Raw genomic sequence first — 17580 nt, 5'->3', positions numbered from 1 at the left:
AATTACCAACTGTTTAGGAGTGGTTATCATGCCTGCAGGTTTACAAAAACTAAAGTACTTTGCTTTAGATATGGACGGAACGATATATTTAGGTCAAAAGCTGCTGCCCGGTGCTAAGGAGTTTCTCGACTACCTGGCTCAAAGCGGCAGACAATATGTTTTTCTGACTAATAACTCGTCCAAAAACAAGCAGAGCTATGTCAACAAGCTGCAAGCGCTTGGCCTTGATGCCACTATCGATCAAATCCTAACTTCCGGTGAAGCGACTGCTTTATATCTGAGCAGCATCAAGCCGAATGCCCGGATCTTCTTATTAGGCACACCCGATCTGGAGCAGGAATTTCTTGCACACGGTTTTACGTTGACTGATTCTGCACCTGATTTTGTCGTGTTAGGCTTTGATCAGACCTTGAACTATGCCAAGTTGACTGAGGCTTGCCATCTGATTCGTGAAGGTGTGCCGCTCATTGCCACCCATCCGGATATCAATTGTCCGACTGATGAACGGTCAGGCTACATTCCTGATGTAGGGGCCATGCTAGAATTGATCTACTCTTCCACAGGCAAAAGGGCTAAGATTATCGGCAAACCGTATCAGGAAATCATCGATGTACTGGTGGCAAAGCTAAACTGCCCCCGTGAAGAGACGGCCATGGTCGGCGACCGGTTATACACGGATATCAAGCTGGCTGAAAACGCAGCCATTTGCGGCATATTAGTCCTAAGCGGCGAAACAAAGCAAACCGATTTAACAAGTTCCGAAGTACAGCCTGATTATGTGTTTGCAGGTGTACGCGAACTAGCCGCCGCTCTGCAAAAAGAATAATCTGTATCGTACAGAACGGGTCATCTCCCTTGAGAGATGACCCGTTCTTATTTGTTATGCTGTTATTCCGTTGTTTGATTTTTTGCACATACAATGGATAGCTTAGGGATCTGCAGCAAGCCTGCAACGGCATCGCATTTCGCCATAAACAGAAAGAAGATATTGCCGCGGTCTATCTCGCTCAGACTTTCGAAGTTCCCTTGTCCTTTGGCGATAATAACATCAGCCTGATAAAAAACCTCACGAAAGGCAGCTGCGGTCCTCGCTATCACAGTCCCCAGTGATCCGTCGCCATTGCTAATCACCTCAGCGACGTCCTCCATTGTGACCATCGCAGCATCATCCAGCGTTACATCATTGACGATAGGCTCACCTCGTACACCAAAATAGACTTTGATGTTGGGAAAGGCTATTTTTATGTATTCAATAAAAAGCTTATCCAGCACGATCTCTCCGCAGTTATCTCCCAAGTAGAGCAGTGTATGAGCAGTTTGCAGGCTTTCAAACAGAGCTTTACTATCGTCGATTGCTAGCTGCTGTTCGTTGGCGGTCGCTATTTTGCGCAGCACCATGGCTTCATCAAAAGTATGGTTAGCGGCAAAATCAATCAGATTGGCAGTGATGGCAATCTTAAGCGCTGTATCGAGCGTATCGGGTGACTGCTCAATCAGTGCTCTGACTGTGTCCGTCATATTGGCAAGCTCTGTGTTATACAGGCACTTGATTTCCCGGTAGGGATTAGGATCGTTGATATGAAGCGTAATGATATCCCAGGTCCCCCGGATCACTTCCGGGTTCGATCGTTTGTAGTCGGCAGACTGGAGATAGCCCAAAACCTCCCGCATAATTGTTTCTTTCGCAGCGGCATCTACTTTCAGCAAATCTGTTACCGTTAACACTTGCTTGATATTACAAGTAATACACTCCAAGTTTAGGTTCACCCTACCACGCTCCCCTCTAGGCATATATCACTATTTACCCTAAAAACAAAAGAGTTCCTGCAAGGTGCTGTTACCTTTGCAGGAACTTAACGATTCATTTGCTGCCGCTTAAGTCGGCAGGCGTCGCTTCTATCACCTCTTAGAAAAAGCAATACATCGTAGATAAGCAATATACGCACAGTGCCTGTTCAGTATTGCGCTTCCGTTCTACGTAACATTCTCGTTCTTTACCACAGGAATCACATATTCTGAGTTCCTTGTCATTGCTGGCAGTAAGCATCTTAGCATTCCTTCTTACTCATCGAATTGGAGTACGATCACGCTCCTATGTCCCAGTATGTCCGGAACGCAGCGGGATAAACAAAAAAAATCCCAGTATAACTAGGATTTTTTTTAAGGTTCGCTGTTATTGTATTGTTCAGCTATCGATTCGCTCTAACTTATACAGAACTGGGTGAAGTCCATCCGCACAGCAAACAATCTCGGTACCGGGCTGCTTTATCCATGGATAATCATGCCCTAACGCTAAAAATACTACTTTATCCTGAACAGCCACCCATGCCCATGAGCAGAAGCCCTCCGGTTTTACAACGCTCTTACAGATATATTCATGCCCTTCTTTATACTTGGCACAGTGTGAATGAACGCCCTCGGCGGCATATTCTTGATGAATCTCTGGTACCTCTAGTTTTTTGAGTACAGTTATTCTTACATCATGGTACTTAGTAGCTGCCATTACGTACTACCCCTTTTTACATATGTGCTGATTATTCTGATGGTTTGTTTCTCTCTTACTTGCTTAAGATCCTTCCAAATTTACAAAGCATCACAAGAAACACGGGAACAAGAGGTCTGTTTCAAGCTTTCAAAACGTGATAGTCCTGCTATTTGCGCCATCACCCTCAAAGCGAAACAAGCTTCCTGTCCCCGGGTTATACGAGCTATTCCTGTTTTCCTTCTAAGGCAGCAATCTTGGCCTTCATGGCCTCTAGCTCCTGCTGTAGCCTATTCATACTCTCTTGCAGGTTTTCAACTTCTGTATTGGAGGAACTGTCCGAGTCTGTTGCTGACGGACTAGATGATACGATCGCTTGGATCAGCAAAATGTTCTGCCCCACTGCTTCTACGAAATTCCCCAATATATTGAGTTGGTTTTCGTTAAGGTTTTCCGATACGATTATCGCTATTAAAGCTGCGAGCAGGACTTGCTGCTCAGAGTCCAGAGAATAGAAAATTGATTCTTCCATTGCAACCCACCATAAACCGTTTATATAACTATATGATGACTTTAAGCAATGGATAACTTAATTTTCATCATGGAATCCAGAGCCTGCCTCTTTATTTTATGATAACGTCTCCACATAGCCTTCCGTTCCATTCACCCGGATTCGCTGTCCGTCCTTGATCAGCTTAGTCGCATTTTCTACGCCGACTACTGCCGGCAGGCCATATTCCCGGGCAATAACGGCTCCATGGGTCATCAGTCCGCCCACTTCGGTAACCAGGCCTTTTATCGATACAAACAAGGGTGTCCAGCTGGGGTCTGTAAAGGAAGTAACTAATATATCGCCTTCTGCCAGATCAGCGTCCGTCATACTTAAGATGACACGTGCCCGTCCCTCTATCACACCGGCAGAAACAGCTAGCCCTGCTATCGCTCCAGCCGGGAGGTTTTCCCGTTTGTACCTGCCGGTGAGGATTTCACCATCAGACGTCATAACACGCGGAGGCGTTAGTTTTTCATAGCCCTTGTACTCGTCCTGCCGCTTGCTGATCATCTGATCATCCAATGTCCTTGTACGTACTACTTCGCGCAGTTCTTCAAATGTGAGATAGTAGATATCTGCTTTTTCACGAATGATGCCCGCTTGTACCAGTTGTTCGGCTTCTTGCAGTAAAGCCTGCTTATAGACGAAGTAGCGATTGATCATGCCGTATTTGGGATATTCGCGATAGCCAATGAATGTCCGGATTAGGTCGATCATTTGCTTTGTTTCTTTCGCTTTTTGCTCTCCACCCGGTAAATAGCGTAACCGTTCTAGTAACTCTTGTTCCTTTTGCCAAGCTTCCTGCCGGCCTTGCTCAAATTTTTGCTTGCTGGCATTCGGCGCGAAGTTTTTGATATTACTCAGAATCATGGGGACAAGTGTCGCCGGGTTTTCGCTCCAGCGGGTTTTCGTAATGTCAATTTCTCCGGTACAGCGCATGCCGTATTTGTTAAGATAAGCCTCGATAGCATTACGGGTTTCCTGACCACCATCGAGCTTAACCAGTTGGTCTAAAAAATCTTCTTCTTTCACCTGCTGCAAATACGCAATCACTTCCGGATATGGACGAATTACGTCTGCAACATCCAATAGCTCCAGACCCATTTCCGACGTAATATTGTTGGGTACCGATTGGGAAAGTGTATCTGCCGCGTTCTTTTCTCCCAGCCACAAGTTCATTTTTTCATTGATCCAGGCTGAAGCATCGACTGCAGCCATAATTACGCCTAAGCCCTGCGGATCTGTTAGAATCTTCTTTAGCTCCTCCATATCTTCTAAAATAAAATCAAATAAATCCGTTCCAGCTTTTGTTCGAATGGTTTGTTTCAATTGTTCTATTGACGTCCGGCTGCTTTGAATCAAATCCGCGACAATGGCTGGATTGCATTCAAACTTCCCCCGAAAAACCTCTGGCAGTACAACTTTATTCCCTTTACCGGGACTTGGTTCTTTTTCTTCATCAGGTACTGACTTGATAAAATCGCCACGTTCAACGATAGTCATCAGTGCATCTTTGATGAGCGGATCAGATTGGCCCAGTACATTTATGATCATTTCCCGGCTATCAGGTGAGGCCAGATTATATGCGACATCCACAAACAATCTGCCGCCTGCTTTAAACATAGGAGCGTAGGTTATTAACAAGAAAAAAGACAGCCCCAGTGGTTTCATGGCATCAGTCATCATTTGCTGATGACCGACTGATACGTAGACATGGTTTTGCCCATCGTTCACGTCCGGGATGGGATATAAAGTCGTGATGGGCCGACTCTGGACAATATAAATCGTACCATCAGCCACACACCATTCGATATCCTGAGGAGAGCCGAAATGTTCTTCGATCCTTCTGCCCATGCGTGTAAGGCTTAGAATCTGTTCGTCCGTCAACGCCTGCTGACTCTGCCGCTCAGACTCAATCGTCTTTTCCTGTGTACCGCCGTCTTGTAAAGCATAAATAGCCAGCTTCTTGGTAGATATCTTCTTATCAAGAATCTCACCATTACGCACTTTATAGTTATCCGCATTCACCAGGCCCGAGACCAAGGCCTCACCAAGCCCAAAGCTGGCATCGATGGATACCACTTTCCGATTAGAAGTGACGGGATCGGCAGTAAACAAAATTCCTGCCACGTCAGGAAAGACCATCTTTTGAATAACCACTGATAGGTGGACTTTCCGGTGGTCGAAGCCATTTTGAATGCGATATGTCACTGCCCGATCGGTAAACAGTGATGCCCAGCACCTGCTGATATGCTTGAGGATTTCTTCCTTGCCGATAATGTTCAAGTACGTATCCTGCTGGCCCGCAAAAGAGGCTGTCGGCAAATCTTCGGCCGTTGCACTGGAGCGCACTGCATAGGCATCTTTTTCACCAAGCTGTAAAAGACGCTGGGTGATCTCGTCACTGATGTCTTGAGGGATCATGGTCCCTTCGATAATTCCGCGAATCTCACTGCTAAGTTGACTAATTCTATCCCGGTCTTTCAACTTTAATAGTGATAACTGATCAAGCAATCCATTAATGGAAGGCGATTCTTCGATGATTCTTTTATAGGCTGCCGTAACAATACAAAACCCGTCGGGTACATGTATGCCCTCGATTCTAGCAAGCTCCCCCAGGTTGGCTCCCTTCCCCCCAACCACTGAGAGCTTTGTTTTATCTATATCTTGAAAGCCAAGTACAAAGTGACTCATTTATTTCTCTCCTCAGGCTATTTTTATTAATAGCTTTCCCCGTCAGGTTGTTTTTGTATAGCTATAAAATAAAACACCCATATTGTCGCAACGACATTTATGGGTGTGTGAATCGCAATTGGATTCTGCTGTGTACCTAGTCTTTTTATATTCAATATCACCCATCGCCTGGCGTAATAGATGGATCGAGTAAGCATATTTACGACTTCATTATTTTTAGAGACACTTGGGGACGTTCCTTTTTTGTCAACATTTTAAAACAGGGACATGGAACAGCATTCATTCTAAGTAAAAGTGCAAAATCCAATAATCTATTTTCCTACCTGTTAAAATTCAAAGCGATCTCTGCCACCCATTCACTGTACAAATCGGGCATCGCCGTGAGTACTTGGACGCCCCAGCGGCATGAGTTTCTGCAATTGCTTTTTAGCTGCTTGCTTTACAATCAAATCCATTTCCTCATTGGTCATTTCCTAAATTATAAGGGACAGGATCGTTGACTATAATGTCAATAATCCTGTCCCCTTAATCAAACTACTATTTCGCACCATCCCTATAGCCTTTTGGATACACGACAATCTCAAACAACCTATTCCGAGCTTAATAAATTGGATTCACCTAAACAGATTCCAAATCAAACACTGAAAAAACTTGTTTCAAACAGTCCCTAATTTCCCGCTCAATGCATCTGGGGTAAACAAAAAACACATCCCGCTCTAGAACACGAACCACTCGACCACTTCAGAAACCTTAACTCTGAAATTCCTGGGTTGAATACTAGTTTGCTATAAGGATGGTGCTTACTTAGATAATAACATATACCGTACAAATCTTCAAGAACCAATAACAGTCAAACTATATACTAATTTTTTCTAGATTTATCACTATCAGCTTTCGTTTTTATAAAAATACTTTCATTGACAAAAAAGGACCGTCCCCAAATGTCCATTAGCCCCCCCTCTTTTATATTTTCATACCCGGTTGATATTACCGATACCTCCTGTTTATTCAATGTATTTAAACTCGCGCAATATTTATGCCAACACACCATCAAAATCACCATCAATGCCCCTGCCCTGATAAAAAATACCAAAAGAGTAAATACTGGAAAGAAACGTCTTACAATAAAGGGGCAAAATGGACAATACCGCACTATTATTAGCGAGATTACAATTTGGCCTCACACTGACATACCATTTCTGGTTTGTGGGGCTTACCCTCGGGTTATCTATCTTAGTAGCCTTAATGGAAACATGTTATGTTCGCAGGGGAGACCCGATTTATAAGTCGATGGCAATGTTTTGGGGCAAGTTATTTTTGGTCTTCTACGCTGTAGGTATCGTAACTGGTCTTGTCAATGAATTTCAGTTCGGCATGAACTGGTCAGAATATTCCAGGTTTGTAGGCAGTGTTTTTGGAGCGACCTTGGCGTTTGAAGCTTTAACAGCGTTCTTCGTGGAATCGGTGTCAATTGGCATATGGGCGTATGGCTGGAACAAGGTTTCCCGGCGTGTCCACCTTGTTTTCATCTGGCTCGTGGCGATAGCTGCTAACTATTCGTCGTTCTGGATTCTGTCAGCCAATTCCTTTATGCAGCATCCCGTAGGCTATGTAGTGAATAACGCACGCTTGGAGCTGAATGATCTGGCAGCGCTTTTAACAAATCCATATCTCTTCTATCAATATGCCCATACCGTCCTATCCGGACTGGTACTGTCCGGATATTTTGTCATGGCTGTCAGCGCATACAAATTGCTCCGAAAAGAGCATATAGATTTTTTTATGAGGTCTTACAAAACAGGTCTAATATGCGCAATGATCGCTACTGTATCGGTTGTTGGCACCGGTCATTTTTATAACCAGTATCTTGCATATACCCAGCCCATGAAAATGGCTGCCTCGGAGGCACTGTGGGAAACCGCCGAACCGGCTCCGTTCGTTATCTTTGCAATGATTGATGAGGACAACAGAAGGAATTCGTATCAATTAGCGCTACCGGCGGGGCTGTCCGTCTTGGCCTATAATAGTCTAAATACTCCCGTGAAAGGGATGAATGACCTGCAATTAGAGTTCGTAGAAAGGTACGGTCCCGAGCACTATATACCGGCAGTGACGATTTTGTTCTGGAGCTTCCGGGGTATGGTGGGTATCGGCTTCTGGCTAATTTTCCTTGCCGCTCTCAACTCCTGGTATTGGTGGAGGAAGCAGATTGCATATTGTCCGGCTCTATTGAAAGCTACGATGTGGAGCCTGCCCTTACCATACCTGGCTATCACCATGGGCTGGACGATGACCGAGATGGGCAGGCAGCCTTGGCTTGTCTACGGCTTGCAGTTGACAAAGAACGGCATCTCCAAAGTTGTATCCGCGGCGAGTATATGGACCTCCTTGCTGGCTTATACGGCGATATACGCCGGTATCGCTTTAGCAGCTCTCTATATTGCTCGTCTCATTATTCGTAAAGGCCCTGACAATGCCCAAAAGGGGGGCAAATAAATCGATGGATTTAAACCTGCTATGTTTTATCATGTTCAGTTTTTTATTTGTCGGTTACCTCTTATTGGAGGGCTTTGATTACGGTGTTGGCATGCTGCTTCCTTTCCTTGGCAAGTCAGATAGAGAGAAACAGGCTATTGTTCAAACCATGGCTCCCGTATGGGAAGGAAACGAGGTTTGGCTAATAGCCGCCGGTGCAGTACTGTTTGCCGGGTTTCCACACGTCTATGCCACTTTATTCTCCGGGTTATATCTTGCGCTGTTTCTCATCCTCGTGACGTTGATTTTACGTGGCGTAGCATTTGAATTTCGTGATCAAGACAATAACCCCAAGTGGCGAAGGTTTTGGGATTGGGCTACATTTTTCGGCAGTATCATCCCTTCGTTACTCTGGGGAGTCGCATTCACTAACATGCTTGCCGGCTTACCCATAGATGTGGAAAAGCAGTACGCAGGTACTTTCGGAGATTTGCTAAGTATCTATACATTGACTGGTGGCTTATTTTTTGTCCTCCTGTTTTTACTTCATGGAGCAGTTTTTCTCACATTGAAATTGGATCGCCGCTTTCTACTAAAGACCAGAGAGCTCGGTCTCATTATCAGCAAGTACACCTTGCTTTTGTCTGTGGGATTTATCATCCTATCATTTTTGTATACCGACCTGGCAGCAAAACTTGTGCCTGCTTTGGCCTTGGCCGCACTATTCCTGGCGTTAGTTTTCTGCCGCCGCTATCTGAAGGATCACCAATATGTACTGAGTTTTACTTTTAGTACCGTCGCTATTATTTCCACTGTTTCTGCCATCTTTTCCGGCCTGTTTCCCAGGTTGATCGTATCCAGCCTAAACCCTGATTGGAGCCTTACCGTCTATAACTCAGCTTCCAACCCTTTAACCTTAAAAATTATGGCTGTCACAATGGCAATCTGCTTACCGGTTGTGCTTGCATTAGAGGCTTGGAAATATCACATTTTCAGAGAAAGGATACAAGTTCCCACCTCTGATATTCAGTCAAAAAAGTTATTATGGAAACGCTTGCAATGGCAATTACAGCAAATAAAGACTCATTTATGTAATCTCTTTTCTATCATCAGGAAATGAAGAAAGATCGAGCTTTTCCAGCTCCCAATCAAGGAAATAGATAATTCAATTTGGCCATAAGGAAGAGAAGAATAGTAATAAAAACCGCTATGATTGTTACTAAAATTAGCTGATGTGCTGAAATACCCGCGACTTGGGAAACAAAGATATCGTAATGGCCGATTGCCCAATTTAAGAGAACCAAAACAACGATACCAAGGAGCCGATAACGCAGACGCAGCTTTAGACCGATGGATAATGTAACGATAATACCAGTGATAAAAAGATATACGTAAAAAAGGCCCTGATGAACCTTTTCTGGTTCCCCAGCCCACTGAACTTGGAATCTGAATAACTGTCCCCCTTTATTCAGTAAAAATAGGATGATAGTATAAATAGGTGTATAGGTTAGATAAATAACTAAAAGCCTAACTAGCAGCGATGGTCGCTTTTCCTGTAGTCCAGCCCAAATACGTTTACTCATTGCATACAGAATACTAATGCCGATACCAGTATAAATCGATTTCCACCATAAGTGCTTATAAATGCCTAGCACTGTAAAATACCAGTCAATGCCGGTAAATAAAGCGGCAAACCCAAGTGTATAACCCAGGGGAAGCGAAAAAGCGTTAATGATTACCGCAGAAGCCGGAACAATCAATGAGTTTGATATATATGATCCTAAATAGTTGTCGAGCTTAGGATCAGGTAAAATCCCGGGCAAGTATTGGTACCCATTCAGTATGATTAATACAAGTATTTCAAAGGGGTGAATGATAGCAGCAACATTAATATGCAGCACCAAGAGTTTCCAGTCTCTCCTGTATCGTAGTGACAGAACCAATAAGGCCAAGCTGATGATAATCAACCCATAGTACCAATTTGCAGATGACAGCACCGTTGCCTCACTCTCTCCCTATCGTAACTTATTCTTATCATTTCCCGATAATCGATAAATCAATCTGGACACTTGGGGACGGTCCTTTTTCGTCAACATTCTAATAGCAGGTTCTTACAAGCTGCTCTCTTAAAGTAAAACACACTCCTGCATCTTCAGATACAGGAGTGTGTTTTACTTTAAGAGGGAATAGATTTATCAGATACCGTCTCCGCCTGCTGCATCTTTTCGGTTTGGCGGCTTATCCAGAAAGCAGCACCAGCTGCCGCGATCATATACAGGGAGAGAATTTGTAAGCCAGGAAGAAAGCTGCCTGTTGCGTCTTTAATATAGCCAACACCGAAAGGCCCTACAAAACCACCAAGATTGCCGATCGAGTTAATGAGAGCGATCCCCGCCGCCGAAGCAGTACCGGTTAAAAAGCGGGAAGGCAAAATCCAGAAGATCGGTATCATTGCAAAAAAGCCAATAGCAGCTAAAGATAAACAAGCAATGGTTAATACTGCATTGGAAGCAAAGAAGGTACTTGCCAAGAGTCCAAGACCAGACAGCAGCATAATACCGCTTAAGTGCCACTTACGCTCCTGGAAATGATCGGAACTGTAACCAACAACTAGCATGCCAATTGCAGCACATACGTAGGGAACGGCACTAATTAAGCCAATTTCCGTACTGGAATAGTTACCAAGTGTTTTGACGATTTGCGGAAGGAACATGTTCGTGCCGTAATTACACAAGGCTGTACTGACATAGACAAGACCCAGAATTAGCACTTTGGGATGCGTTAGTGCCTCCCAGAAGCTATATTTGCGAACCGACTCAACTTGTTTATGCTCTTTTTCAATCTCAGCCTGCAGCCATTCCCGCTCGTGAGGCTCCAGCCAATCGGCTTTGGCCGGTTTATCCGTTAAATACCATAAGGTGAATATGCCTAATAAAACGGACGGAATCCCTTCTATTATGAATAACCACTTCCAGCCTGCTATTCCCAGTGTACCGTTTAAACTTAATATCCAGCCAGACAAGGCAGAGCCAATCATGAGGGCAATCGGCTGAGCAAACATAAAACGAGATAGTACTTTCCCTCTGTGCCGCTCCGGAAACCAGTAGGTCAGGTAGTAAACTACACCAGGGAAAAAGCCAGCTTCAGCAGCTCCTAATAAGAAACGGGTTATCAGGAAACTGGCAGTACCAGATACCAATGACATGGCAGCGGAGATAATACCCCACGTTATCATAATTCGGGCAATCCATATCCGGGCCCCAAAACGTTCGAAGGCTAAGTTGCTAGGTACTTCAAAAAGAAAATATCCAATAAAGAATATGCCTGCACCCCACCCAAAAATAGTGGCGGTAAAGCCTAATTCCTGATTCATGGTCAGCGCGGCAAAGCCAAGATTAGTCCGGTCAATATAGCACAGTAAGTAAGCTACGATTAAATAAGGAATCAGTCGCCAGGCCACCTTATTCAGGACTGTTTTTTCTAACATTTGCTCGTTCATAATCTTCCCCTCACTTTCACTCTTTCCGACTATTCCGTTAATTCTACAAAGAATTAGCTGTCTCCCCTGCCTCGATTGCATAGACCACTCTTATCCACCTGTATGCCTCCTGCACTTCCCTCCCCTCACACCTCCAATTACCTTTTCCCTTACATTAGCCGGTACTGACAGGCTGCCAGTACCGGCAGAGTGGGCTAGTTCTGTTCGGGGTACAGCAGGACTTTCAGATTATCGGCCCCTTGCCTCATCAGATCCAAGCCTTTTTGTGCCTCTTGGAGCGAAAACTTGTGTGTAATTACTTTAGCAAATTCGGGGTACTTCTCCACCAGCTCTACGGCAGTGGCAAAGTCTTTTTTTGTATAGACCCGGATACCGATCAGGTTAAGCTCGGCAAAGTTAACCCGCAGCAGGTCAGCGTACACTGCTTTTTTGAACGAGCTGACAATCACCACTTGCCCGCGAATTTTGCAGTACTTGGTAGCAGCATCCATCGAAGCCTGAACACCGGCAGCTTCAAAGACCACATCTGCTCCATCTCCATTTGTCCAGTTCATGATTAGCTCGGGCTCGGGCTGGGATAGCGCGATAAAGCCCAGCTCAGTAATAATGTTTCGTCTAAACTCATTTGGCTCAATAACAATGATATTTTCTGCACCGGCATGCCTGGCTGCTAATGCTACCAGGACGCCAATCGGTCCGCCTCCGATCACGAGAACCTTATCACCAATCTGTAGTGTTGATCTGCGTATTGCATGGACTGCGACTGCCACTGGCTCGACAATGGCGCCGTGTTCCATATTCATATTGCCGGGAAGCTTCACTAACTGATTGATAGGTACCTTGGCATATTCGGTAAATCCCCCATCTGTATCAATCCCTGTAAGGCCCAAGGTTTTGCAGACATGGGTGTTGCCGGTTTGGCAAGGTGTACAGGAAAGACACGAGAGCAGTGGGTTAATTGTGACCTTATCGCCAACCGCAAAAGCTCCGTTGTAGCCTGCCGGGAGCTGTGCTATTTCTCCGGAGAATTCATGGCCCATAATGAGTGGTGCCTTGGCGCGTGGATGGGTCCCGGTGTAAATAAACATATCACTGCCGCAAATGCCGGCAAAGGCAATTTTAATGACCGCCTCACCTGTACCGATTATTGGCAGCGGGATATCGGTATATTGAATTTCTTCTTTACCACGATAGAGAATCGCTTTCATACGTAGCTCCTCCTGCATTGTTTTTCTTATCACAAAATCGCTTAACGGCTTAGGTAACCGCCGTCGATCGGGATGATTGCACCATTAATGTAGTCAGAATAGTTGGAGGCCAGGAAAATGACCGCCCCTTGCATATCTTCTCCCGTACCCCACCTGCCTGCTGGAATTCTGGCAAGGATTTGCTCATTGCGCACCGGATCATTAACTAAAGCCGTATTCATAGCTGTATCCATGTAGCCAGGTGCTATCGCATTCACATTAACCCCGCGGCCTGCCCATTCATTGGCCAGCGCTTTGGTCAGCTGCGCAACGCCCCCCTTGCTTGCTGCATAGGCTGGAACCGTATAACCACCGAAATAGCTCAACATAGAGGCAACATTAATAATTTTGCCCTGTCCCTGTTCCAGCATTTTTCGGCCCGCTAATTGGCAGAGCAGGAATACAGAGGTCATATTGATCTCGACTACCGCATCCCAATGCTCAATCGGGAACTCTTCTGATTTGCTTCTGCGCTGAATACCGGCGCTGTTTACCAGAATATCCAGCCTGCCGCCTAACTTTGCTACTGCCAGGTCAAATGTGGTCTTTAAGCTTTCCCGATCGCCAAGGTCCCCCTTAATTCCGTGTACCATGGCACCATTAGCAGCCAGTTGTTGTGCTACCTGCGTGACAGAGTCCATGATATCAATGATGGCAACTTCTGCCCCAGCTTCCAGCAGGCCTTGCGCCATGCCTAACCCCAAACCACTGCCGCCGCCGGTTACAATGGCTTTTTTCCCTGTTAGATCAAAACTTTTTTTCATTTAGCCTTCCTCCCTTTATGTATTTTTGTATACCCTAAGACTAGCATCATTTAACCGCAAATTGTGGCGCTTGACCGGAAAGTACTCTGACGACTTCGCCTGCACCAATCAAACCGGTGCGCATAACGCCTTCATGGGTAGCTGCACCGGCATGAGGGGTGACAATAATATTCTTCAATTCAAGAAGCGGAGATGCCTCAAGTGGTTCCTTAGCAAAGGTATCCAGGGCTGCTCCTGCGATAATCCCCGCTGAAAGTGCCTCATACAGATCCTCTTCATTGACGAGGTCCCCTCTGGCAGTATTAATTAGAAAGGCTGTTTTCTTCATGGCTCTGAGGGTTGTATGATTAATCATGCCAATGGTTTCCGGTGTCGACGGAGCGTGAAGTGATAAAAAGTCAGCCTGTGCAATAACATCCGCTAGTGGTAAATAAGTGACTCCATAGTTCTTGCTGAATTCGGGATTGGGATACACGTCATACGCAATGATCTTCATGTTAAAACCGCATGCCCGCTTCGCCATCTCGGCGCCGATATGTCCCATACCAACTATGCCGAGGACTTTGCCTCCAACTTCATAGCCGGTTACACGGTCCCATGAACCGGCACGTACAGAACAGTCCATTTGCACAATACTGCGGACGCATGCCAGCATCAACCCAAAAGCCAGCTCAGCCACGGATTGACTGTTTGCTCCTGGAGTAACGGTTACGGGAATGCCATATTGACTGGCGGTACCGACATCGATATTGTTGTAGCCAACACCGTGTTTGGCAATAATTTTCAAGTTCGGAGCCCCAGCGGCAATCACCGCGCCGGTAACAGCATCATTCCCTGCAACAAGAGCATCTACCCCGGCAATCATGTCTACCAACTCGGCCTCTGTCATTGGACGGTCATAGGGATTTAAAATTAGTTCGTACCCTTGTGCCTCTAATACGGCTTTTGCTTCTTGAGAACGTGAAAACGACCGTGCTGCGATCAACACTTTCTTTGGCATTCGTTAACTCCCCCATTTCTTTATTTCCAAGTTCGCTGTATCTCAGCTATTTCGGCGAACTCTTCCTGCAGTTTCCAATAGATTCGTTCATAGAGACTAAATAACTGACGATATTTTTCGTGGTTTGCTGTTACCGGTTGATAGATTTTTTTGATTTTTACAATAGTTAAAACCCTATTGATATCCGGGATCATGCCGAGTGCAACCATGCCCAGAATAGCAGCACCGAAAGCAGCTCCTTCTGGTTCATCCGGTACGGCGATGGTCCGGCCAAATACATCAGCCATAATTTGCACCCATTCGGGGGACTGCGTAAAACTGCCGCCTACGCGGATTTCCTCAACATTTCCGGAAACCTCTTCCAGAGCGGAAAAGATACTGAACATCCGGTAAACGATCCCCTCCAGCGTGGCACGAATAATATGGCGTTTGCCGTGATTCAGATTAAGACCGAATAAAACGCCTCGAGCATTAGCATTCCAGTAAGGGGCACGCTCGCCCGCAAAGAACGGCAGCATGATCAATCCATCAGACCCCACCGGCTTTTGGGAGGCATACCGGCTTAAGATTTCATATGTATTCAGACCCAGCTTTTCGGCTACATGCTGCTCTGGCAAGGCAAATTTATCACGCGCCCACCGTAAGGCTATGCCGCCATTATTAATCGCCCCTCCGATCACCCAGTGTTGGTCAGTCAGGTTATAGCACCAGGTGCGTCCTTTGGGATCCACCCGCGGAGCATCTGTTATGACCCGCACGGCTCCGCTGGTCCCAATCGTGGCTGTCAGCTGTCCTGCATTCACCGCACCTGAGCCGACATTAGCCAGCACTCCATCACCGGCACCAATTACCACCGGTGTTTGTGGATCCAGTCCCAGTTCGGAAGCTATCTCTGCCAGTATCCCAGTCTCAACATAAGTCGTAGGTACTACCGTCGAAAGCGTTTCCTCCGAAATCCCCGCAATGGCCAGCAGTTCATCGTCCCATTGGCGTTTATGAATGCTATAAAGCCCTGTTCCCGATGCCAGCGACCGGTCGACGATAAATTTTTTGCATAACCGGTGCAATATGTATTCCTTGATGGAAATAAACTTAGCAGCTTGCTGGAACACCTGGGGTTGTTCGTTACGGAACCAGATGATTTTCGACAACCAATACATGGGATGAACCGGGCAGCCCGTATTGGCGTAGATATGCTGTGCGTCATATTGCCTCTTTAGCTGCTCACAATATTGCTGACTGCGGTTATCAGCCCAGATCAATAACCGGCTTAATGCCTGGCCTTTCGCATCTACCGCTACCAGCGAGTGAAATACCGAGCTAAACGCGATCCCGGCAATATCCTGTGGCTGAAGCTTTGCCTCCCTCACTGCGCAGCTGACTACTTGCCGGAAGGCTTGGTATATTTCGTCCGCATCCTGTTCAGCCCAAGCCATGTGTGGCGTATACATGGGATATTCGGTGCTGCAGCTTGCCAAAGCTGTACCATCTGTAAGATAGATTACCGCTCTGCAGCCTGTAGTACCGATATCCACTCCGATTATTGCTTTGCTCATATTGGCCTCCCAATACTTTTTAATCGCATATTATGTCTTATTTTAGTTTTAAATTTTAAGTTTTAGATTTTAGATCTAATTATTGTTAAAAAAAAGAGCTAAGCTCGACTGCTAAACAACTTTTTATTTCGAATCTTAGCGTTCATAATATGTGCTTCCAAAGCATTGCGTAATTTCACTTCATCTTCATCCGCTAATGCGTTAAAAATCAATTCATGTTCTTTTACCCCTGGAATGATCTCCTCTATGCTTTGCCGACCATAAATGTAATTGCCATAGACGTGTGTGCCCAGGTTTTTATGTATTTGGATAATTTTACTGTTCTCCGTACACGTAACAAGAATCCGGTGAAATTCCTGATCCAATTGATAATTCTTTAAGAAATCGCTGTAGCCGCCAACATGCTGCGCGATATGCATATGTTCCTTCAGATTATTCATGAGTCTGTCTTTAAGGTCGCCATGCTTCCTTAGATTTTGGATGATGGTCTTAGCATAAAACGTCTCGATCATCAGCCGGATGTCCATGAGCTCTTCAATTTCTTCCCACAGCAATTCCTTGACTTTCATCCCTTTGCGGGGAACATTTTCTACCAGCCCTTCGATAATGAGCCGGTTGAGCGCTTGCTTAATCGGAGTGTCACTGATGCCATAACGTTCATGTAACTCTCTAATAATCAATTTCTGCCCTGGCTGGAGAGTTTTCTCTGCAATATCTTTCTTCAAAGCCTCATATGCCACATCAACAAGCGTAAGGCTTTGATAGTGCTTTGTGTCCAAACTGCGCCGCCTCCATAACTAAAATGAATGGTGTGATTATGTCAGCAAATTCTACAATTGCTAAATATTAGGTTTAAAATCTATTTCCATGAATATTTCGAATATCCTGCTAGGGAAAATATTTTTTTACGTTGTCAGGGGACGGGGTTGTTGACAATGTAATGTCAACAACCCCGTCCCCCTGACATTTTTATAACTGGTCTTATCGTTATACTTACCTGAACTGTCTCGCGTCCATCAACTTCTGACGACCGGTAAGCGTCCAGGCACTGCTGGTATAATCGTTTCTTACTGCATATCCCCCATAATCGGAATGGACTGCCATTTTCGCGCTTGCACCCGTGTCCATTACGCAGCTGATGCTGGCCGCAATGGCTGCCACGATCTCAGGCTGGAGTTCGGCACTTACGGTACTTGGCGGCGTTTGCACAACCGCAGCAGGGCCGGGCTGTTTCTGCAGCTCTGCTTCCGATTTTGAGTTCCTTCCGAACAACGAATCTAACAGGCCCATAGGTTCATCTCCTTTTTAAA

At 45.5% G+C, this 17580-nt stretch carries 15 protein-coding genes; 3 read left to right on the top strand and 12 right to left on the bottom strand.

Annotation, left to right across the window (positions count from 1 at the left end; genetic code table 11):
• Window positions 1-28 precede the first annotated feature (28 nt).
• Window positions 29-826, top strand: coding sequence for an HAD-IIA family hydrolase (locus tag RTR76_RS08310; RefSeq protein ID WP_312519104.1), 798 nt, complete (start codon window positions 29-31; stop codon window positions 824-826).
• Window positions 827-888: 62 nt separating this feature from the next.
• On the opposite strand, the gene RTR76_RS08305 is transcribed toward RTR76_RS08310, so the two are convergent.
• The 4 genes from RTR76_RS08305 to ppsA all read right to left on the bottom strand — a co-directional run bounded on the left by RTR76_RS08305 (window position 889) and on the right by ppsA (window position 5729).
• Window positions 889-1767, bottom strand: a complete 879-nt coding sequence (locus RTR76_RS08305) for an ARMT1-like domain-containing protein (RefSeq protein ID WP_312519101.1) — start codon at window positions 1765-1767, stop codon at window positions 889-891.
• A gap of 418 nt (window positions 1768-2185) precedes the next feature.
• The gene (locus RTR76_RS08300; protein ID WP_312519099.1) at window positions 2186-2503 is read right to left on the bottom strand and encodes a TIGR04076 family protein; all 318 of its coding nucleotides are present in this window, start codon (window positions 2501-2503) and stop codon (window positions 2186-2188) included.
• A 205-nt stretch (window positions 2504-2708) separates the two neighbouring features.
• Window positions 2709-3014 carry a DUF5320 domain-containing protein gene (locus tag RTR76_RS08295; protein WP_312519097.1) on the bottom strand — a complete coding sequence of 102 codons (306 nt, stop codon included), beginning with the start codon at window positions 3012-3014 and terminating at the stop codon, window positions 2709-2711.
• A 96-nt stretch (window positions 3015-3110) separates the two neighbouring features.
• The gene (gene ppsA, locus RTR76_RS08290; protein ID WP_312519095.1) at window positions 3111-5729 is read right to left on the bottom strand and encodes a phosphoenolpyruvate synthase; all 2619 of its coding nucleotides are present in this window, start codon (window positions 5727-5729) and stop codon (window positions 3111-3113) included.
• Between the two features lie 1137 nt (window positions 5730-6866).
• Here ppsA and RTR76_RS08285 point away from each other — a divergent pair.
• Together RTR76_RS08285 and cydB are read left to right on the top strand one after the other, a co-directional pair.
• On the top strand, window positions 6867-8225 hold the full coding sequence (locus tag RTR76_RS08285; protein WP_312519093.1) for a cytochrome ubiquinol oxidase subunit I: 1359 nt from the start codon (window positions 6867-6869) through the stop codon (window positions 8223-8225).
• A 4-nt stretch (window positions 8226-8229) separates the two neighbouring features.
• Complete coding sequence (gene cydB, locus RTR76_RS08280) at window positions 8230-9324, top strand: cytochrome d ubiquinol oxidase subunit II (RefSeq protein WP_312519090.1); 1095 nt, start codon at window positions 8230-8232, stop codon at window positions 9322-9324.
• A 28-nt stretch (window positions 9325-9352) separates the two neighbouring features.
• On the opposite strand, the gene RTR76_RS08275 is transcribed toward cydB, so the two are convergent.
• The 8 genes from RTR76_RS08275 to RTR76_RS08240 all read right to left on the bottom strand — a co-directional run bounded on the left by RTR76_RS08275 (window position 9353) and on the right by RTR76_RS08240 (window position 17560).
• Window positions 9353-10201, bottom strand: coding sequence for a hypothetical protein (locus tag RTR76_RS08275; RefSeq protein ID WP_312519087.1), 849 nt, complete (start codon window positions 10199-10201; stop codon window positions 9353-9355).
• A 179-nt stretch (window positions 10202-10380) separates the two neighbouring features.
• Window positions 10381-11703, bottom strand: a complete 1323-nt coding sequence (locus RTR76_RS08270; protein ID WP_312519084.1) for an MFS transporter — start codon at window positions 11701-11703, stop codon at window positions 10381-10383.
• Between the two features lie 194 nt (window positions 11704-11897).
• Window positions 11898-12911: an alcohol dehydrogenase catalytic domain-containing protein gene (locus RTR76_RS08265; RefSeq protein ID WP_312519081.1), complete on the bottom strand. Its 1014-nt coding sequence runs from the start codon at window positions 12909-12911 to the stop codon at window positions 11898-11900.
• Between the two features lie 41 nt (window positions 12912-12952).
• On the bottom strand, window positions 12953-13714 hold the full coding sequence (locus RTR76_RS08260) for an SDR family oxidoreductase (RefSeq protein ID WP_312519078.1): 762 nt from the start codon (window positions 13712-13714) through the stop codon (window positions 12953-12955).
• A 46-nt stretch (window positions 13715-13760) separates the two neighbouring features.
• On the bottom strand, window positions 13761-14714 hold the full coding sequence (locus tag RTR76_RS08255; protein ID WP_312519075.1) for a phosphoglycerate dehydrogenase: 954 nt from the start codon (window positions 14712-14714) through the stop codon (window positions 13761-13763).
• A gap of 20 nt (window positions 14715-14734) precedes the next feature.
• Window positions 14735-16270 carry a gluconokinase gene (locus RTR76_RS08250; protein WP_312519073.1) on the bottom strand — a complete coding sequence of 512 codons (1536 nt, stop codon included), beginning with the start codon at window positions 16268-16270 and terminating at the stop codon, window positions 14735-14737.
• Window positions 16271-16368: 98 nt separating this feature from the next.
• Complete coding sequence (locus RTR76_RS08245) at window positions 16369-17049, bottom strand: GntR family transcriptional regulator (protein ID WP_312519070.1); 681 nt, start codon at window positions 17047-17049, stop codon at window positions 16369-16371.
• A 214-nt stretch (window positions 17050-17263) separates the two neighbouring features.
• Window positions 17264-17560, bottom strand: a complete 297-nt coding sequence (locus tag RTR76_RS08240) for a hypothetical protein (RefSeq protein ID WP_312519066.1) — start codon at window positions 17558-17560, stop codon at window positions 17264-17266.
• Between the last annotated feature and the right edge of the window lie 20 nt (window positions 17561-17580).

The sequence above is a fragment of the Anaerospora sp. genome, assembly GCF_032013335.1.
Taxonomy (GTDB): domain Bacteria; phylum Bacillota; class Negativicutes; order Sporomusales; family DSM-15969; genus Anaerospora.
Note: the sequence above shows the minus strand (reverse complement) of the source record. Positions and strands in the feature narration are given on the sequence as shown.